This window comes from Kitasatospora sp. NPDC057904 (assembly GCF_042887925.1).
In the GTDB taxonomy this organism is placed as follows: Bacteria; Actinomycetota; Actinomycetes; order Streptomycetales; family Streptomycetaceae; genus Kitasatospora.
On sequence record NZ_JBHVOL010000011.1, the window covers coordinates 182,136 to 201,767 of the forward strand.

The 19,632-nt window shown below is 73.1% G+C and carries 13 protein-coding genes; 8 read left to right on the plus strand and 5 right to left on the minus strand.

Features of this window, described 5'->3' with window-relative positions; genetic code table 11:
- Positions 1-57: 57 nt before the first annotated feature.
- Together glmS and ACFVSN_RS26920 are read right to left on the minus strand one after the other, a co-directional pair.
- The gene (gene glmS, locus ACFVSN_RS26915; protein ID WP_380443699.1) at positions 58-1,884 is read right to left on the minus strand and encodes a glutamine--fructose-6-phosphate transaminase (isomerizing); all 1,827 of its coding nucleotides are present in this window, start codon (positions 1,882-1,884) and stop codon (positions 58-60) included.
- 30 nt (positions 1,885-1,914) lie between these two features.
- Entirely contained in the window at positions 1,915-2,202 is a 288-nt protein-coding gene (locus tag ACFVSN_RS26920; protein WP_380443701.1) for a hypothetical protein, read from the minus strand.
- Positions 2,203-2,382: 180 nt separating this feature from the next.
- Here ACFVSN_RS26920 and asnB point away from each other — a divergent pair, with 180 nt between their 5' ends.
- From asnB to ACFVSN_RS26940, 4 genes are all read left to right on the plus strand, one after another.
- Complete coding sequence (gene asnB, locus ACFVSN_RS26925; RefSeq protein WP_380443703.1) at positions 2,383-4,260, plus strand: asparagine synthase (glutamine-hydrolyzing); 1,878 nt, start codon at positions 2,383-2,385, stop codon at positions 4,258-4,260.
- Positions 4,261-4,481: 221 nt separating this feature from the next.
- Positions 4,482-5,588: a hypothetical protein gene (locus tag ACFVSN_RS26930; protein WP_387590977.1), complete on the plus strand. Its 1,107-nt coding sequence runs from the start codon at positions 4,482-4,484 to the stop codon at positions 5,586-5,588.
- Between the two features lie 118 nt (positions 5,589-5,706).
- Positions 5,707-7,131 carry a pyridoxal phosphate-dependent decarboxylase family protein gene (locus ACFVSN_RS26935; RefSeq protein ID WP_387590975.1) on the plus strand — a complete coding sequence of 475 codons (1,425 nt, stop codon included), beginning with the start codon at positions 5,707-5,709 and terminating at the stop codon, positions 7,129-7,131.
- Between the two features lie 76 nt (positions 7,132-7,207).
- Positions 7,208-7,744 (plus strand): hypothetical protein, encoded by a 537-nt coding sequence (locus ACFVSN_RS26940; RefSeq protein ID WP_387590973.1) that lies wholly within the window; start codon positions 7,208-7,210, stop codon positions 7,742-7,744.
- Positions 7,745-7,778: 34 nt separating this feature from the next.
- Here the strand turns inward: ACFVSN_RS26940 and ACFVSN_RS26945 are convergent, their stop codons facing one another.
- A complete protein-coding gene (locus ACFVSN_RS26945; RefSeq protein ID WP_380443711.1) occupies positions 7,779-7,985 on the minus strand; it encodes a hypothetical protein in 207 nt (68 codons plus the stop codon).
- Between the two features lie 108 nt (positions 7,986-8,093).
- Complete coding sequence (locus tag ACFVSN_RS26950) at positions 8,094-11,975, minus strand: amino acid adenylation domain-containing protein (RefSeq protein WP_387590970.1); 3,882 nt, start codon at positions 11,973-11,975, stop codon at positions 8,094-8,096.
- Between the two features lie 363 nt (positions 11,976-12,338).
- Here ACFVSN_RS26950 and ACFVSN_RS26955 point away from each other — a divergent pair, with 363 nt between their 5' ends.
- From ACFVSN_RS26955 to ACFVSN_RS26970, 4 genes are all read left to right on the plus strand, one after another.
- Positions 12,339-13,034 (plus strand): GNAT family N-acetyltransferase, encoded by a 696-nt coding sequence (locus ACFVSN_RS26955; protein ID WP_380443715.1) that lies wholly within the window; start codon positions 12,339-12,341, stop codon positions 13,032-13,034.
- Positions 13,035-13,299: 265 nt separating this feature from the next.
- Positions 13,300-14,562: a MurT ligase domain-containing protein gene (locus ACFVSN_RS26960; protein ID WP_359959229.1), complete on the plus strand. Its 1,263-nt coding sequence runs from the start codon at positions 13,300-13,302 to the stop codon at positions 14,560-14,562.
- A 46-nt stretch (positions 14,563-14,608) separates the two neighbouring features.
- Positions 14,609-15,337 carry a glutamine amidotransferase gene (locus ACFVSN_RS26965; RefSeq protein WP_329931992.1) on the plus strand — a complete coding sequence of 243 codons (729 nt, stop codon included), beginning with the start codon at positions 14,609-14,611 and terminating at the stop codon, positions 15,335-15,337.
- A 527-nt stretch (positions 15,338-15,864) separates the two neighbouring features.
- Entirely contained in the window at positions 15,865-16,890 is a 1,026-nt protein-coding gene (locus ACFVSN_RS26970) for a 6-phosphofructokinase (protein ID WP_329931993.1), read from the plus strand.
- Between the two features lie 192 nt (positions 16,891-17,082).
- On the opposite strand, the gene ACFVSN_RS26975 is transcribed toward ACFVSN_RS26970, so the two are convergent.
- A complete protein-coding gene (locus tag ACFVSN_RS26975) occupies positions 17,083-19,494 on the minus strand; it encodes a ricin-type beta-trefoil lectin domain protein (RefSeq protein WP_387590966.1) in 2,412 nt (803 codons plus the stop codon).
- Positions 19,495-19,632 lie beyond the last annotated feature (138 nt).

Below are 19,632 nucleotides of genomic sequence, written 5' to 3' on the forward strand. Positions count from 1 at the left end.
AGCAAAGGCGGGCGGACCCCCGACCAGGGGTCCGCCCGCCCGCGAGCTGCCGGACGACTACTCCACCGTCACGCTCTTCGCCAGGTTGCGCGGCTTGTCGACGTCGCGGCCGAGGGCCACCGCCGCGTGGTAGGCGAGGAGCTGGAGCGGGATGTTGAGGAGCAGCGGGTCGAGCTCGGGCTCGCTCTTGGGGACGAGGATGCAGTGGTCGGCGAGCTTGTCCTCGGGGCGCCGGTGGGCGACCGCGATGACGCGGCCGGAGCGGGCCTTGATCTCGCCGAGGGTGGTGAGGTTCTTGTCGAGGAGCTCGTCGTCCGGGACGAGGGCGACGGTCGGCAGCTCGGGGCTGATCAGCGCCAGCGGGCCGTGCTTCAGCTCGCTCGCCGGATAGGCCTCGGCGTGGACGTACGAGATCTCCTTGAGCTTCTGCGCGCCCTCGCGCGCCACCGGGTAGCCGCGGACCCGGCCGATGAACATCATCCCGGCCGACTTGGCGTACTCGGCGGCGAGTTCGGCGATCGCGTCGCTCTGGTCGAGCACCTCGCGGATCTGGTCCGGCAGCGCCTTGAGCGCGGAGACGATGCGCCGGCCGTCGGCGGGCGAGAGGTCGTGGATGCGACCGAAGTGCAGGGCCAGCAGCGCGAAGGCGACGACCGTCGAGGTGAAGGCCTTGGTCGAGGCGACCGAGATCTCCGGCCCCGCGTGCAGGTAGATGCCGCCGTCGCACTCGCGGGCGATCGCGCTGCCGACGGTGTTGACGACGCCGAGGACGCGGCCGCCCTTGCGCTTGATCTCCTGGACGGCGGCCAGCGTGTCGTAGGTCTCGCCGGACTGGCTGACGGCCACGTACAGGGTGTCGGCCTCGATCACCGGGTTGCGGTAGCGGAACTCGGAGGCGGGCTCGCTGTGCGCGGGGACGCGGGAGAGCTCCTCGATCAGCTGGGCGCCCATCTCGCCGGCGTAGTAGGCGGAGCCGCAGCCGAGGATCTTGACCCGGCGGATCTCGCGCAGTTCGCGGGCGTCGAGGTTGAGGCCGCCGAGGTGGGCGGTGGCGAAGCGCTCGTCGAGGCGGCCGCCGAGGGTGCGCTCGACGGAGCCGGGCTGCTCGTGGATCTCCTTGAGCAGGAAGTGCTCGAAGCCGCCGGTGTCGTAGGAGTCGATCTCCCAGTCGACGGTGGACGGCTGGCGGTGGGTGGTGCGGGCGTCCTCGGTGAAGGTGCGGAAGCCGTCCGCTCGGACGACGGCGAGCTCGCCGTCCTCCAGGTGCACGACCTGGCGGGTGTAGCGGACGAGGGCGGAGACGTCGGAGGCGGCGAACATCTCCTTCTCGCCGATGCCGAGGACGATCGGGCTGCCGTTGCGGGCGACGACGATGCGGTCGGGCTGCTCGGCGTCCAGGACGGCGATGCCGTAGGTGCCGACGACCTTGCCGAGGGCGGCGCGGACGGCCTCCTCCAGCTCGACGCCCTCGGCGGCGTGCGCGGCGATGAGGTGGGAGAGCACCTCGGTGTCGGTCTCGGAGCGGAAGACGGCGCCGTCGGCGGTGAGCCGGGCGCGCAGCTCGTCGGCGTTCTCGATGATGCCGTTGTGGACGACGGCGATGCGCTCGGCGTTGTCGAAGTGCGGGTGGGCGTTCTCGTCGCTGGGGACGCCGTGGGTGGCCCAGCGGGTGTGGCCGATGCCGGTGGTGCCCTTGAAGCGGGCGGGGACGGCGGCGGCGAGGTCGGCGACCCGGCCCTTGACCTTGCGGAGCTTGATGCCGCCGGTGCGGCCGGCGACGGCGACACCGGCCGAGTCGTAGCCGCGGTACTCCAGCCGGGCGAGGCCTTCGAGCAGGAAGGGGGTCGCGTCCTTGGGGCCGATGTAGGCCACGATTCCGCACATGACGGGCTCCTCCATGGAGTTGGTGTCGGCTCAGCCGTAGACGATGCGGCGCAGCTGGCGCGCCGAGAGCTCCGGTGCCGCGACGCGGCGGGCCGGGAGCTCCTCGGCGAGCCGGGCGAAGATCCGTTCGTTGGTCAGTCCCCGCGCCTGGAGCTCACCGTGGCGGCGGCGGACGTACTCCTCGGTGGTCTCGGAGAAGTACGCCAGGACCTCCGCCACGACCCGCGCCGCCTCCCGGGGCCCGAGGGGGCTGGTCCGGGTGAGGTGGGCGACGAGGTCGTCATGAGGGTGGGGTGAGCTCGGCACGGAGGAAGACATTAGGCGGACGACGACCCGGAAGCCAAAGTTTCTGCCCGGAATCGGGCAGACATTCCGACTTTCGGCCCAGGCAACCATGCGGAACCCTTCCCTTCACCTTTTCGACACACCCTTGTCGCTCACCCGGACGCCACGTAGCGTGACCCTCTCCACACGTAGCGGAAGACCGGAGGCTTGCTGATGTGCGGCATCACCGGATGGGTCGCCTTCGACCGCGACCTCACCGCCGACCGGAACGACCAGCGCGAAACCGCCCGCAGCGTCCTCGACGCCATGACGGCCACCCAGATCTGCCGCGGTCCGGACGCGGGCGGGGTGCACCTGGAGCGCCACGCCGCGATCGGGCACCGCCGCCTCGCGGTGATCGACGTCGAGGGCGGCGTCCAGCCGATGACCGTCGAGCACGACGGCCGGCTGCTGGCCGCCCTCACCTACAGCGGCGAGGTCTACAACCACGACGAGCTCCGCGCGGAGCTGCGGGCGGCCGGCCACCGCTTCCGCACCCGCAGCGACACCGAGGTCGTGCTGCGCGCCTACCTGGAGTGGGGCGAGCACCTGGCCGAGCGCCTGAACGGCATGTTCGCCTTCGCGATCTGGGACGCCCGGCACGAGGAGCTGCTGCTGGTGCGCGACCGCATGGGCGTCAAGCCGCTGCACTACCACGCCACGGCGGACGGCGTGGTGTTCGGCTCCGAGGTGAAGTCCCTGCTCGCCCACCCGTCCGTCCGGCCGGTCGTGGACCTCGACGGGCTGCGCGAGATCCTCGCCTTCTGCCGCACCCCGGGCATCACCCCCTACCGCGGCATCGCCGAGGTCCGCCCCGGCCACGTCGTCCGCGTGCGCCGCGAGGGGATCACCGTGCGCCGCTACTGGGCGCTGGAGGCGCGCGAGCACACCCACAACCTGGACACCACCGTCGCGACCGTCCGCGCCCTGCTCGACGACATCGTGCACCGCCAGCTCGACTCCGACGTACCGCTGTGCTCCCTGCTGTCCGGCGGCCTGGACTCCAGCGCCGTCACCGCCCTGGCGGCGGGCGTGCTGAGCCGGGCCGGCGCCGGCCCGATCCGCTCCTTCTCCGTCGACTTCGCCGGCCAGAGCGAGAACTTCCACGCCGACGCGATCCGGTCCACGCCGGACGGCCCGTACGCCCGCATGCTGGCCGAGCACGTCGGCGCCGACCACAACGTCATAGAACTGGACGCCGCCGACCTCACCGACCCCGCCCAGCGCGCCACCGTCCTGCGCGCCCGGGACCTGCCCGGCGGCTTCGCCGACATGGACGTCTCGCTCCTGCTGCTCTTCCGCGGCGTGCGCCGGCAGTCCACCGTCGCCCTGTCCGGCGAGTCCGCCGACGAGCTCTTCGGCGGCTACCCCTGGTTCCACGACCCCGACGCGATAGCCGCCGACGACTTCCCGTGGGCGCCCTACATCGAGCGCGGCCTCGCCGGCCCGGGCGCCGGCATGCGCGAGCAGCTGCTCGACGCCGACCTCCTGCGCAAGCTCGACCTGGCCGGCTACCGCCGCGCCCGCTACCGCGAGGCGCTCGCCGAGGTGCCGCACCTGCCCGGCGCGAGCCCGCTGGAACGCCGGATGCGCGAGGTCTCCTACCTCAACCTGACCCGCTTCGTGTGCCTGCTCCTCGACCGCAAGGACCGGATGAGCATGGCCAACGGGCTGGAGGTGCGGGTGCCGTTCTGCGACCACCGGCTCGTCCAGTACGTCTTCAACACGCCGTGGGCGATGAAGAGCTTCGACGGCCGGGAGAAGAGCCTCCTGCGCGCCGCCGTCCGGGACGTGCTGCCGGACGAGATCGCCGACCGGGTGAAGAGCCCGTACCCCGTCACCGCCGACCCGCACTACCCGGCGCTGCTGCTCGCCGAACTCGCCGAACTCGCCGCCGAGGGCAAGTCCCCGGTGCTCGGCCTGCTCGACCGGCGGCGGCTGAACGACGCGCTCGCCCCCGGGACCGACCCGCAGTCGGTGCGGCTCGGCGTCGACCTCGCGCTGGACCTCGCCACCTGGCTGACGGAGTACCAGGTGTCGCTGGAGATCTGAGCGTTCCCTCCCCCGCGCGGCGCAGCGGAGCCCCCGGGCCGGCTGCGCCGTCGGGGCGGGCCCCGGCGGCCCCACGGGACCGTCCCGCGCGGGGCGGGGACCGGACGGTGCGGTAGCGTCGCCGACACTCCCGGATGGCGGGCGAAAACGCGGACTGCGGCCGCTTCGCGCGTCAGGATGGGAGCGAACCGTCCGCACTCGATCCGCCGGGGGATCCCGTCATGCAACCGCGAGCGTTCGCGATTCTCACCGCCCTGCTGCTCGGCGTCCTCGGCCTGGGCTCGGTGGCCGTCACCGACTGGTCGCCGGCGAGGGCGAACGCGGCGACCGCCCAGGTCGCCGCCACCGCCGCCTCGCCCGACGGCACCCCCGCCGCGAGCGCCACCCCGACCGGCGACCCGGCGGTCTGGACCCGCTCGACGCTGCGCAACAAGATGATGGCCGAGATGGACGCCACCGACCCCGGCGTCGCCCTCGCCGACCTCGACAAGATCACCAAGGAGAAGCCGTACACCGTGCGCTTCTGCCACCCGATCGCGCACGAGCTCGGGCACGCGGCCGTCAAGCGGTTCAACGCCGACTTCCAGAAGGTCATCTCCTTCCCGCACGAGACCTGCGCGGCCGGCTACCTGCACGGCGCCGTCGAGGAGATGCTGAACGCCTCCACCCAGCCCGAGGTGGACCTGCTCAAGCTGTGCGCTCCCAAGAACAGCGGCCCGTGCATCCACGGCGTCGGCCACGGCACGATGTTCGTCGCCAAGCAGGACGTGGCCAAGGCCCGCGACCTGTGCAACAAGTTCACCACCGACCAGAACCGGATCCGCTGCTCCGAGGGCCTGTTCATGCAGCTCTTCGGCCCGGACGAGGAGGACGAGCAGGCCAAGGCCAACCTGCCCACCGACAAGCTCGCCCAGGACCCGCTCTACCCGTGCAAGGACCAGCCGTCGCTGTTCCAGTCCGCGTGCTACTTCTACGCGCCGACCTTCTACCTCTCCTCGCACGACTACCCGAACCACCCCGAGGTGTACGCCGACGCCCTCAAGTGGTGCCTCAACGGCAAGGCGAGCGGCGGGGCCGTCGACTGCAGCCGGGGCGTCGGCTCGCGGACGATGAAGTACAACCTCGACCGCGAGGACTGGGCCGCCCAGCAGTGCGCGACGGCCGCCGACGGCTGGCAGCGCAAGGCCTGCGCGGAGGGCCTGGTCAGCTACTACACGGTGAACTACACCGACGGCGGCGCGGCCGGACGGCTCTGCGCCAAGATCACCAACAAGGAGATGCAGGGCTACTGCCGCTCCGCGAGCGGGCTCTCCGCCTCGCTGGACTGAGCCCGCCGTCCCGGTCGACGGGCCCGCGCCGCACGGCGCGGGCCCTTTCCGTACCATCGGCTGATCACCCGGTGCGCCGAGGACGCCGCGCCCCCTCCGCACCGCTGGAGCACGCCGCATGGCAACCGACGACTTCCGCACCGCCGCCCACGCCACCGCCGACCTCGTCTCCGACCACCTCGCCGAGCTGCCCGGCCGCCCCGTCTGGCAGCCCATGGACGACGCGGCCCGCAGCGCCCTCCTCGACGCCCCGCTGCCCGCCGACGGCCGCCCGCTCGCCGAGCTCGTCGAGGCCATCGGCCGGGACGTCCTACCCCACCCCATGGGCAACGGCAGCCCGCGCTTCTTCGGCTGGGTCAACTCCGCCCCCGCCGCCGCCGGCGTCCTCGCCACCCTCGCCGCCTCCGCCATGAACCCCAGCTCCGCCGGGGGCGACCACGCCGACGTCCACCTGGAGCGCGCCGTCGTCCGCTGGATCGCCGAACTCGTCGGCTTCCCGCACCCGGCCGGCGGCGGCCTGCTCACCTCCGGCACCTCGATGGCCACGATCGTCTGCCTCGCCGCCGCCCGGAACCGCGCCGCCCGGCGGGCCGGATGGGACGTCCGCGAGGACGGCCTCGCCGGAATGCCCCCGCTGGTCGGCTACGTCACCGGCGAGACGCACTCCTGCGTCCGCAAGGCCGCCGAGCTCCTCGGCCTCGGCAGCAGGCACCTGCGCACCGTCGCCACCGGCCCGGACGGCCGCCTCGACACCGCCGACCTGCGCGCCGCGATCGAGCGCGACCGCGCCGCCGGGCTGCTGCCCTTCCTCGTCGTCGCCTCGGCCGGCACCGTCGGCACCGGCGCCGTCGACGCCTTCGGCCCGATCGCCGACCTGTGCGCCGAGCAGGAGCTGTGGCTGCACGTCGACGGCGCGTACGGCGCCTTCGGCGTCCTCGACCCCGCCATCGCCCACCGCTACGCCGGACTGGAGCGCGCCGACTCGCTCGCCCTCGACCCGCACAAGTGGCTCGGCGTGCCGGTCGACTGCGGCTGCGCGCTGGTCCGCGACACCGACGAGCTGCGCGGCACCTTCAGCCTCGTCCCGTCCTACCTGCGCGACGAGGCCGCGGGCGAGCTCGGCTGGTTCTCCGAGTACGGCACCGAGCAGACCCGCCCGTTCCGCGCGCTCAAGGTGTGGGCGACCATCGCCCACAAGGGCCGCGCGGGCCTCTCCCGCGACATCGCGCGGTGCACCGCGCTCGCCCGCCGGCTCGGCGAACTGGTCGAGGCCCACGACGAGTTCGAGCTGCTGGCCGAGGTGCAGACCTCGATCGTCGCCTTCCGCCACCGCCCCGCCGGGCTGGCCGGCGCCGACCTCGACGCGCTCAACCGCGAGCTGCCCGTCGCCGTGCAGCGCCGTGGCAAGGTCTTCGTCACCGGCGCCCGCCTGGACGGGACGGAGATGCTGCGCGCCTGCCTCCTGAACGCCGACACGACGGAGGCGGACCTGGAACTCCTCCTCGCCGAGGTGGCGACGGCCGCGGCGGACCTCCGGAAGTAACGCCCGGGCCGATACCTTAACCCGCAGGTCACGGGAGGTTCGTGGACGGGAAACACCACACGGGGACAGTGGTGCCATGGAGCACACGGAGCACACCACGACAGCCGTCCACACCTCCGCAACGCCCACCCCCTCCCGCACCCGGACCCGCACCCACCGCTGGCGCCGCGACACCGTCGAGCTCGCCGCCGTCTTCGTCTCCGTCACGGCGGCCGACCTCGTCGCCAAGGTCGTCGTGAAGGGCCACGACGGTCCGGTGCTGCTCGCCGCCTCGGCGGTGGCCCTGCTGGCCACGACGCTGTTCCACACGTGGTGGTCCCACCGGCAGCACCTGCACGGCCCGCCGCCGCCCCCCGCCACCGAGATCGCCCCGACCGCCCTCTGGCGGGTCCGCGCCACCGTCGAGGACTCCCCCGCCGGCCTGGCCCGCGTGTGCACCGCGTTCGCCGAACAGCAGGTCATGATCGTCTCGATGCAGTCGCACCCGCTCCCCCGCGGCGCCGTCGACGAGTTCTTCCTCCGCGCCCCGCACGCCCTCTCCGGCACCGACCTGGCCGCCCTCGTGACCACCGGCGGCCACGACCTCCTGGACGCACCGACCCGCATCGTGTGAGCGGAAGCCGGAGAGGGCCCGCGGGGCCCCGGGCTCAGCCGTTGTCGGGCTGGACCACGCAGACGGCGTTGCCGAGCATCGAGCCGAAGCCGCCGAGGAGGGAGCCGGTCACGGACTTGCAGGCAGCAGCCTCCTGCGGGGTCTTGGGGCCGTGGTTGCTGCTGTCGGCGGCGGCGGGCTGGGCGAGGGCGAGCAGCAGGGCGCAGCCGGCCATGGCGAACACGGTCTTCTTCAACGACATGGAGAAGCCCCTTCGGGGTCGAGGTGGGTTCGGCGGGGAGCCGAGCCATCCCTATCCGAAGGGGCTTCCTCGCTCACGGATCCTGGGCCATCCGTGAGCGTGTCCGCGTCAGTGCCCACGCGCCATCCGCTCCAGCGCCCGGATCGCGGCGGCCAGTTCGACCACGCCGTGCTCCTTGAGGACGCCGTAGTGGTCGGCGGTCAGGTCGACCACGGTGGGCGGGGCGGCGCAGTAGCCGGAGCTGCCCTCGATGAAGGAGTAGTCGTCGCCGGTGGCCTTGAAAATCGTCACCGGGACGTCCAGCCGGCGCTCGGCGAGCTCGCGGAAGCTGTACTCGAACTCGTAGGTCTCGCCGACGATCCGGACGATCCGGCGGACCACCTCCTCCTCCAGGGTGGGGAGCAGCCGGCGGATCGAGGTGACGAAGGTGTCCTCGTCGGCGGTCTCGGTCAGGCAGCGCTCCAGCTCCGGACCGCTGATCCGGCCGGTGAACACCCCGAACAGGATGGTCACGTAGGCCGGGTTGGCGTACGAGGCCTCGCGGCCCCACGTGCGGCCGTCGGCCCGGCGCACCTCCGGGTTGCCGGGGCAGATCAGCAGCAGGTTCTCGACCCGCCGGCCGGCCTGTTCCAGCTGCCAGGCGGCCTCGAAGGCGACCCGGGCGCCGAAGGAGAAGCCCCACAGCGTGTACGGGCCCTCGGGCTGCACGCGGCGCAGTTCGGCGACGTCGGCGGCGGCCATCTCGCGGATGGTCGGGTACGGCGTCTCGCCCGCGTTGATGCCGTGCGCCTGGATGCCGTAGAAGGCGCGTCCGTCACTCGCCTCGCGGCCGAGCAGGCGCAGGTTCATCGGGTAGCCGCCGAGGCCGGGCCAGCAGAACACCGGTCGCTCGGGGGTGCCGGGGTGCAGCGGGACGAGCCGTGAGGAGGCCGCGGAGCCGGCGCCGGCCGACGCGTCCGCGATGCGGGCGGCGAGGTCGGCGAGCTTCGGGCACTCGAAGACGACCTGGAGCGGCAGGGCGGTGCCGAACGCGCGGTTGATGCGGTTGACCAGGGCGACGGCGATCAGCGAGTTGCCGCCGGCGGCGAAGAACTCGTCGGCCGTCGAGACCGTGGCCGGGTCCTCGTACCTGAGTGCCTCTCCCCAGGCCTCGGCGAGCCACCGCTCCTGCGGGGTGGCGGGGGCGACGTACTCGCCGCGGACGTCGGCGTCGCGGACGGTGTCCGAGGCGGCGAGCGCCTTGAGGTCGACCTTGCCGTTGGCGGTCAGCGGCAGGGCGTCCAGCACGAGGACGCGGTTGGGGAGCATGTAGTCGGGCAGCAGGTTGGCGAGTTCGTCCTTGATGATCTCGGCCGGTCCCTTCATGTGGACGGTGTCCTCGTGCATGCCCTCGCTGCGGACCTGCTCCTCGCTCACCTTGCCGCCGAGGAAGAAGTACGACGGGCCGGTGGGGATCCCCGCGGCGCCGAGGATCTCGTCGAAGCGGCGCGAAGCGGGCAGCGGGTGGCCGGACTTGGAGCTGTAGCCGGAGGACATGAAGCCGAAGGACAGGCCGTTGCGCTGGAGGTGGTGCAGCTTGGTGCCCAGGGCGACGTACTGCAGCCACTCCTCGCCGGCCCGGCTGACGGCGGTGATGCCGAAGGCCGAGCGGGCGTAGACGGCCTGGTTGATCGCGATGACGTGGCGGGACTGCACGACGTCGTCCGAGACGCGGGTCAGCTCGCCGCCGGCGTGGCGGTACAGGCCGGCCGGCAGGCCCTCGACGCGGTCCTCGTGGGCCTGGACGTACACCTCGGTCGGGTCGGCCTGCGGCGTGCCGTCGCCGCGGACGACGGCGAAGCTGCCCAGGTAGTGGTCCTCGTCGGCGACGTCCAGCCGGTCCTTGACCGCCGGGTGGAAGCCGAGCGGGCGGACGTCCAGACCGTACTCGGGCAGCACCTCCTCGAAGACGCCCAGCATGTGGCCGGTCTCGAACTCCAGCACCTCGCGGATGTTGTTGGTGTAGACGGGGGCGATGGCGCCGGTCTTGCCGGAGAAGTGCAGCGTCAGGTAGGGGTCCTGGCGCTCCTCGGCGTCGCCGACGCGTATGAGGCTGTGCTCGACGGGGTGGTAGTAGTACAGGCCGGCCCCGAGCCCGTCGAGGCCGCCGGTCTCCAGGTAGAGCTGGGTCGCGTACAGCGCGCCGGGCGAGGCGTAGGCGTACTTGGGCAGCAGCCGCTCCTCGCTGTGGAACTGGCCGAACCAGCGCAGGACGCGGCCGAGTTCGGGCAGGCTCAGCAGCTCCAGGCCGCGCCCGAAGGCACCCGCGGGGCGCGGGGCGAGCAGCGCGGCGAGGTCGTCGCGGGTCACCCGGCCGCCCTCGTAGAAGCGGTAGGTCTTGCGGGCGAAGACCTCCCGGCGCTGCGCCGCGGTCCCACGGCGGCCGGGCAGGTCGACGTGCGGGCGGCCGGCGAGCTGCCCGAGGTCGCGCAGGCCGGGGTCGGAGAGCTGGGCCTTGACCTGGAGGCGCCCGGCCTTGGACTGGTGGTGGCGGCCGTGGTTGCCCTGGTCCATCAGGGCCGCCTCACGCGGATTCAGCTCGACGCAGGCGATCAGGTTCTGATGGCCGGTGCGCTCGTCGGCGGTGACGATCGCGGCCGAGCGGCGGACCCAGGTGTGCTCCTCGATCGCGCGGGCGATCTCGTCCAGCTCGACCCGGTAGCCGCGCAGCTTGACCTGGTTGTCGACGCGGCCGGCGAACTGGAGGGTGCCGTCCGGGTTCCAGTGCGCGAGGTCGCCGGTGCGGTAGAGCCGCTCGTGCGGGGTGAACGGGCAGGCGACGAAGCGCTCGGCGGTCAGCTCGGGGCGGTGCAGGTAGCCGCGGGCCAGCTGGACGCCGCCGATGTACAGCTCGCCGGTCTCCCCCTCGCCGACCGGGACCAGGTCGGCGTCGAGGACGTGGCACCGGGTGCCGTCGACCGGCCGGCCGATCGGCACCGCCCCGGCGCCTTCGCCGAGCGCGGCCGGGTCGACGACGTGCGCGGTCGCGTTGATCGTGCACTCGGTCGGCCCGTACAGGTTGACCAGGGTCGCCCACGGCAGGGCGGTCGTGAGGTCGCGGGCGAGGCGCAGCGAGAGCGCCTCGCCGCCGGAGAAGATCCCGGTCAGGCTGCGGCTGTCGGCGAAGCCGTCGGTGTCGAGCAGCGCCTGGAGCAGGGTCGGCACGCACTGCAGCGCGGTCACCCCGTGGCGGCGGACGGCGGCGACGAGCGCCTCCGGGTCGCGGTAGAGGCCGGGCGCGCCGGCGACCACGCGGGCGCCGACGGCCGGGGCGAGGATCTCCCACTGGGCGGCGTCGAAGCTCATCGGCGTCTTCTGCAGCACGGTGACGTCCTGGCCGAGGTGGCCGGCGCCGTGCATCCAGCGCAGCTGGGAGACGACGGAGCCGTGCTCGATCACGACGCCCTTGGGGCGGCCGGTGCTGCCGGAGGTGTAGATGACGTAGGCCAGGGACTCCGGCGCCGGGTGGGCGCCGTCGTCGGGACGGACGGCCGGGGCGTCCGCGAGCGTGACGACCTCGGTGCCGGCCGGGGCCAGCGCGGCCAGCCGCTCACGCAGGTGCTCCTGGGTGACGACGATCCGGGTGCGGCTGTCCTCGATCATGTAGCGCAGCCGGTCCTCGGGGTACTCGGGCGACAGCGGCAGGTAGCCGGCCCCGGCGTACAGGACGCCCCAGGCCCCGGTGACCAGCTCGGCCGACGGCTCGGTGAACAGGCCGACGGGGGTGTCGGCCCCGGCGCCCAGCCGGCGCAGGAGGCCGGCCAGGCGGCGGGCGTCCTCGCGCAGCTCCGGGAAGGTGAGGTCGCGGCCCTCGCCGACGACGGCCACCGAGGCGGGCCGGGTGCGCGCCTGGTGGTCGAGCAGGCCGGTGAGCGCGGTGGCGGCGGGGGCGCGCCGGGCGTGCGGCACGGCGGTGGTCGCGGTGGCGGGGACGGACGGGGTGGTACGCATGAGAGAGCCTTCGTTCGTGGACTGACACGCCCCGGCGCCCTGTGTTCGTCAGGAGCGCCGGACATGTCCACCACCGTCGGCCGCCCGTTGTCCCGGCCACATGAGGCACCGGTCTGGACCTCTGCCGGCTCCGTCCCGGCCCGACAGGGACCTTCTGCCGGATCCGTCCCGGCCCGACAGCGCCTTCCACCGGATCCGTCCCGGCCCGACAGCGCCTTCCACCCGGATCCGTCCCGGCCCGACAGCGCCTTCCGCCGGATCCGTCCCGGCCCGGTCACGGGCACGTCCCGGGTCCGTCCCGGACACTCGTGCGTTCACGATCGCGTAACCGCGCCGAAGCGCGGTGTCGGTAGCGTCGCCTCCATGACGGCATCGCACACGCGCTTCGAACGGCTCTGGACCCGGTCTTTCGGCAGGTCCGACCGGAGGTGCGCGGTGCCCGAGGGGCCCGGTGGCCGGGTGGCGCTCCTCGACGCCCCGCTCCGGGCCGCCCGGACGCACCCGGCGAAGGGCCGGCTGCACGCCCTCGTCGCGGAGGAGCCGCTCCCCGCCCGGCTGTCCCTGGCGGACGGGACCGCGCTGATCGTCCGCGCGGCCGGTCCGGCCGACAAGGCCGGGGCCCGGGCGATGCACCAGCGCTGCTCCCCCGCCTCGCTGCGACTGCGTTACCACGGGCCGGTCCGCGACTCCGACCGCCACCTGGACCACCTGCTGGACGGGCGGCACGGGCGCAGCCTCGCCGTGACGGCCGGGGACGGGCGGATCGTCGCCCTCGGGCACCTGATGTGGGACGACGGGGAGGCCGAGCTGGCCGTCCTGGTGGAGGACGGCTGGCAGCGGCGCGGGCTCGGACTGGCCCTGCTGCGCCGCCTGGCCGCGATGGCCCGGGCCGCCGGGATCGGCACCGTGTACGCGGTGACCCACGCCTCGAACGCGGGCCTGATCACGGCGATGCGCCGGCTGGCCGTGCCGCTGGACTTCCGCGCCGAGGACGGCACCCTCGTGATCACCGCCGCCCTGGCGGGCGCGGAGCCGGCGCCGCACCGTCCGGCCTGCTGATCATTTCTTCACCACATTCTCACCGGGAACCGTCCGGCCCTCCGGCGGCGTCCTCCTTCCCGCGGGAGCTCCGTCCGTACACCGCCCTTCCTGACGGCACGTCAGGCCGCCCGGGGCGGGCCCCGGGGGGCGCGTCGCAGCAGGCGGCGCGGGGTCCGGATCGTGGGGCCGGGTGACGGAGTCGGTAGGCTGGCCCCGTCCCCGCCGCCCGACGGCCCGTTAACCGGCCCCCGGGCGGTGCCGCAGCAAGGAGGAACCACTGAGCATGGCAGGCACCGAATCGGAGCCCACAGGCGCGCGCGACGCCTCCCTGCCGGCCCGCGCCAAGATCGCGGTCACCGCCGGCAAGGTCGCGGCCGCCGTGTCGCGCAAGGCCGGTCGCGGCAGCGGCTCGGTGATCGGCGGCAAGGTCGCCCTCAGGCTCGACCCCGACCTCCTCGCCACCCTCGCCGACCACCTCGACGTCGTGCTGGTCAGCGCCACCAACGGCAAGACCACGACCACCCGCCTGATCGCCGAGGCGCTGCGCGCCGCCGGCCCGGTGGTCTCCAACGCCCTCGGCGCCAACATGCCGGCCGGCATCACCTCCGCCCTGGCCGGCGGCTCGGACGCCCGCTTCGGCGTGATCGAGGTCGACGAGAAGTACCTGGCCGGGGTCGCCCGCGACACCCGCCCCAAGGCGATCGCCCTGCTCAACCTCTCCCGCGACCAGCTCGACCGGGCCGCCGAGACCCGGATGATGGCCGAGAAGTGGCGCGAGGGCCTCCAGGACACCGAGGCCGTGGTCATCGCCAACGCCGACGACCCGCTGGTGACCTGGGCCGCCTCCTCCTGCAAGAAGGTGGTCTGGGTGGCCGCCGGACAGGCCTGGAAGGAGGACGCCTGGTCCTGCCCCGCGTGCGGCGGCGTCATGCAGCGCCCCGGCGACGACTGGTTCTGCCAGGAGTGCGGCTTCCGGCGCCCCAACCCGCACTGGGCGCTCCAGGGCACCCACGTCATCGACCCGCAGCGCGGCGCCTGGCCGATCCAGCTCCAGCTGCCCGGCCGGGCCAACCTGGCCAACGCCACCAGCTCGGCCGCCGTCGCCGCCGTGTTCGGCGTCTCCCCGCAGGTCGCGCTGGAGCGGATGCGCTCGGTGACGGCCGTCGCCGGCCGCTACGACGTCGTCCAGTACCAGGGCCGCGACATCCGGCTGCTGCTCGCGAAGAACCCGGCCGGCTGGCTGGAGACCTTCTCGCTGATCGACGGCCCGCCCGCCCCGGTCATCCTCTCCGTCAACGCCCTCGACGCCGACGGCACCGACACTTCCTGGCTGTGGGACGTCGACTACGAGCGCCTCGCCGGGCACCCGGTCTTCGTGATGGGCCAGCGCAAGCTGGACCTGGCCGTCCGCCTGGAGGTCGCCGGACTGCAGTTCCACGTGGTGGACACGCTGGAGCAGGCCGTCCGGATGGCCCCGCCCGGCCGGATCGAGGCCATCGCCAACTACACCGCCTTCCAGCAGCTGCGGAAGGTCGTGGCCGGCTGATGCCGCGCCCCCACGCCCCTCTTTTCGTGACGGAAGGCCTTCGAGGATGAGTGAGAGCAGCCTGCGCGTGGTCTGGGTCTACCCGGACCTGCTCAGCACCTACGGCGACCGCGGCAACGCCCTGGTCGTGGAGCGCCGGGCCCGCCAGCGCCATCTCAACGTGACCCGGATCGACGTCCGCTCCGACCAGGCGGTCCCCACCAGCGGGGACATCTACCTGATCGGCGGCGGCGAGGACCGGCCGCAGCGCCTGGCCGCCGAGCGGCTGCGGGCCGACAGCGGCCTGGTGCGGGCCGCCGAGAACGGCGCGATCATCTTCGGCGTCTGCGCCGGCTTCCAGATCATGGGCCACGAGTTCGTCAACGACCTCGGCGAGCGCGAGCCGGGCCTCGGCCTGCTCGACGTCTGGACCACCCGCGGCGAGGGCGCCCGGTGCGTCGGCGACGTGCTCGCCGACGTCGACCCGCGGCTCGGCCTGCCGCAGCTGACCGGCTTCGAGAACCACCAGGGCGTCACCCACCTCGGCCAGGGCGTCCAGCCCTTCGCCAACGTCGCCGTCGGCCGGGGCAACGGCACCGGCGACGGCACCGAGGGCGCCTGGCGCGACACCGTCTTCGGCACCTACCTGCACGGCCCGGTGCTGGCCCGCAACCCCGCGGTCGCGGACATGCTGATCAAGCTGGCGCTGGACGTCAACGCCCTGCCGCCGGCCGACACCACCTGGTACGACGCGCTGCGCGCCGAACGCATCGCCGCCACGACGCGCCCCCAGTAAGGGCTTGTCTTCGGACTCCCGTCTGCCTGGCGACGCCTGGGCACGCGCCTCGCGGCGTTGTCGTCGGTCGCCTATGCTCCGCATGGACTTCCTCCTCCGCCTTGCGATGCGCGCACCCAGACGCCGCCAGGCCCGCCCTTACGGGCGGACGACGGGAGTCCGAAGACAAGCCCAGTACACCCGTACGCCCCAGCCGGGTGCCCGCCATGCGGTCACCCGGTCCACGGGCGGCCCGGAACGTACGACAATGGGGGCTGCCGGCTGCACACCCTCCTCGGCAGCAGGCTGCACTTCCACGCGGGGGCGCCGACGGCGCCGCTCCCGCGTCGGCTCCTGCCCGGCCGGACCAGGGGTCGTATGCTCGACACCACGGCCTTTTTCGGGCGTTCTGCCCGATTCGGCCGATCCTTCACCCCACGGTCAGCTCCCCGCCACCCCGGCGTGGGAACGCACCGCTACGGTGACGGCTCGTCGTCCCAGCCTGTAGTCCGGCCGTTCCTCGGTTCTGCTCGGGAGTTGCAAAGCTAATGCGTATCGGAGTGCTGACCAGCGGCGGTGACTGCCCCGGCCTGAACGCGGTGATCCGCTCCGTGGTCCACCGGGGGGTGGTCGACCACGGCGACGAGATCATCGGGTTCGAGGACGGGTGGCGCGGCTTCCTGGAGGGCCACCACCGCCCCCTCACCCTGGACTCGGTGAGCGGCATCCTCGCCCAGGGCGGCACGATCCTCGGTTCGTCGCGGGTGCAGCCCAGCCACCTGCGCGACGGCGTCGAGCGCGCCAAGAAGTACTGCTCGGACCTCGGCCTGGACGCCGTCATCCCGATCGGCGGCGAGGGCACCCTCAAGGCCGCCAAGCTGATGAGCGACGCGGGCCTGCCGATCGTCGGCGTGCCGAAGACCATCGACAACGACATCGCCGCCACCGACGTGACCTTCGGCTTCGACACCGCCGTCTCGGTCGCCACCGAGGCGCTGGACCGGCTGAAGACCACCGCCGAGTCGCACCAGCGGGTCATGGTCGTCGAGGTCATGGGCCGGCACACCGGCTGGATCGCCCTCAACGCGGGCATGGCGGCGGGCGCGCACGCGATCGTCGTCCCCGAGCGGCCGTTCCACATCGAGCAGCTGACCGCCGTCGTCCGCGAACGCTTCGACCGGCAGAAGAAGTTCGCCATCGTGGTCTGCGCCGAGGGCGCCAAGCCCGAGCCCGGCACCATGCACTGGGAGGAGGGCGTCAAGGACATCTACGGCCACGAGCGGTTCACCGGCATCGCGACCCAGCTCTCCCGCGAGCTGGAGCACCGGCTCGGCAAGGAGGCCCGTCCGGTGATCCTCGGCCACACCCAGCGCGGCGGCACCCCGACCGCCTACGACCGGGTGCTCGCCACCCGCTTCGGCTGGCACGCCGTCGAAGCCGTCCACAAGGGCGCGTTCGGGCACATCACGGCGCTGCAGGGCACCAACATCAACCTGGTGCCGCTCGCCGAGGCGGTCGCCGAGCTGAAGACCGTCCCGCAGGAGCGCTACCTGGAGGCCGAGACGGTCCTCTGACCTCGTCCTCCCGCTGCGGAGCCCCCGGGTCGCTCGCGACCCGGGGGCTCCCGCGCGTCCGGAGGACGCTCCGGAGGGCGCTCCGGCGGTGGCCCGGGTTGGCGTCCCCCGCCCGTGACCCCGGAGGTAGCCGGGCCCCGCCCCGGCTGCCGTTGCCGGTGGCGGGGGCGAGGGCCCGGACGATGTGGCGGGTTACGGGAGTTTCCACTGCTGGTTGGTGCCCCCGTTGCAGTCCCAGATCGCCAGCCGGGTGCCGTTGGCGGTGGCGAGGGCCGGGTCGTCGAGGCAGCGGCCGGACTGGGTGCTCTTGAGAGTGCCGTCCGGCTGGGGCGTCCACTGCTGGTTGGCGCCCGCGTTGCAGTCCCAGAGCTCGACCGGGGTTCCGTTGACGGTGGCGGCGCCGGTCACGTCGAGGCACTTGCCGCCGTGGGTGAGGGTGCCGTTGGACCAGGTCCACACCTGGGAGCCGCCGCCGTTGCAGTCCCAGAGCTGGACGGCGGTGCCGTTGGCGCTGGAATCGCCGTTGTCGTCGACGCACTTGCCGGGCAGCGCGGAGGTGATCGGGCCGGTGTGGGTGGTCGGGGTGCCCGGGGTGAGGGCGAAGTTGTCGAACTGGTCGGTCCGGTAGCCGGTCACGCCGAGGCCCGCCTGGCCGTTGGTGAAGCTGCCGTCGGTCGCGCTGCCCACCGTGACGCCGTCGACGGCGGCGGTGAGGGTGGTGTCCTGCATCGAGAGCGCGACGGTGTGCCAGCTGCCGGTGCCGGGGGCGGTGGTGGTGCCGCTCGCGAGGGTGGTGAAGTTCCAGCTGGTGTCGCTCTTGTCGATGGACCAGGCGCCGGTGTCGCTCACGCGCAGGTGGTAGGCGTTCAGGCCGTTGTTGTTGCGGCCCTGCTGGTTGACCCGGCCCAGGAGTTCGACGGTGCTCGACTGCTCGAAGAGGGTGTCGGCGGTGACCGTGTAGTTGGCCCAGCTGCCGTCGCCCATCATCGTGTACGGGGCGTCGTACGGCTCGTCGGTCCAGCGGATCGGCGTCGCCGGGGCCATCTGGCGCAGGCAGGTGCCGGTGCGGCCGCCGCCGCACGGGACGGTCCGGAAGGCGCCGTTCATGTCCGTGAAGTACCTGGGCGAGGTGGTCGTGGCGGGCGTCTCGAAGTCGTCCGCGTACGGCAGTCCGAGCGCGGCGGGGGCCGGCGGGGTGGCGGCGCCCTTGCCCTGGCCGGTCGTGGTGGTGACGGTGTAGACGTGGCCGGGCCGCAGGGTCAGCGCGAACGAGCCGCCCTGCGGCGTGACGTCCTGGGTGTGGACGAACCAGTCCGCCGGGTCGGCCGAGCCGAGGTCGGTGGACCACACGTGCACGGTGCCGGTGGACAGGCCGCCGGTGACGGTGAAGTTCGCGGTCTGGGCGGCGGTGGCGTCGGCGGTCTCGATGACGGTGCTGTAGTCGGTGGTGTTCGGTGACTTCAGCGTCACGTAGCTGCCGTTGGCGCGCGCGCCGCCGAGGTACCCGCCCGCCGAGTCGATGTAGCGCCAGCCGGGCTGGACGAACTGGGCGGTGTGCGCGGTGACCCACGTGGTCCTGCCGATCGTGTAGCTGCCGGACCAGGGCTGGTCGGCGATCGACATGCCGGCGGTGGAGAAGAACAGGTTCGGGTAGAGCGCGGCGATGACCGGCCAGTTGATGAACGAGGTCATCCGGCCGTCGAGGTAGCCGCGGTTGATCGCGCGCGCGACCGCGGGGGCACCGTCGTTGGCGTCCTCGGAGCCGTTCTCGCTCGCCCACAGCGGCTTGCCGAGCGCCCGGGCGTTCGCGGTGCTGGGGCAGTTGGTGAAGGAGCCGAGGTAGCCGCAGGGGTAGTGCACGCCGACGACGTCGACGGCGTTCCTGAAGGCCTGGTCGGTGGCCATGGCGTCGGCCACGGCCCAGGAGTCGTCGGCGGCGACGACCTTGGTGGCGCCGTAACCGTGGGAGACCAGCGCGCTCTTGAGGTTCTCGTACCAGGCCGCGTTGAAGCCGCGCTCGTTCCAGCCGCCGAGGTAGGAGACGGCCAGGTGGTGCCGGTCCGCGCAGCCCATCCAGGACATCAGGTAGTCGATGGTGTCCCGGGACCAGAAGTTGCCCCCGCTGCCGGTGTCGCCGATCCAGCCGGGGGCGCCCCAGGACAGGCCGTAGAACGTGATGCCGGGGTTGCGGGCGAGGGCCTGCTCGGCGAGCCACCACTCGTAGCCCTGGTCGCAGTCGACGGTGCCCCTGGTGTGCTCGATGCTGGGCTCGGCGCCGTCGGTGGAGTTGGTGTCGCCGCCGATCTCCAGCTTCAGCACCTGGAGCGAGGCGCCGTAGCCGGGCTTGAACAGGTAGTCGAGCACCTGGCTGCGCTGCGGCTCCGGATAGTCGGCCAGCAGGCGCGAGTTGCCGCCGCCGCCGGAGATGGCCCCGATCCCGTCGAAGGTGAGGCCGGGCCGGGTGCCGTCGACGGTGACGGCGGTCTGGACCGGCGTGGCGGCGTGGACGGCGGAGGGTGTGGCCAGGCTGCCGAGCGCGCCCAGCAACAGCGCCAGGGCGCCGAGGGCGGTGCGGAGTTTCGAGGGTTGGTAGCTGCGACCCATGGGCGTCTCCCGGGACGGATTGGCGAGGGGATGACCGGGCAGGAGCGTAGACCCAACTTCCAACACCAATCAACAATCTGACACCACATCAAACGTCGGATTCCTGCCGAACCCTCGTCCGCCACGTCCGATCGCGGT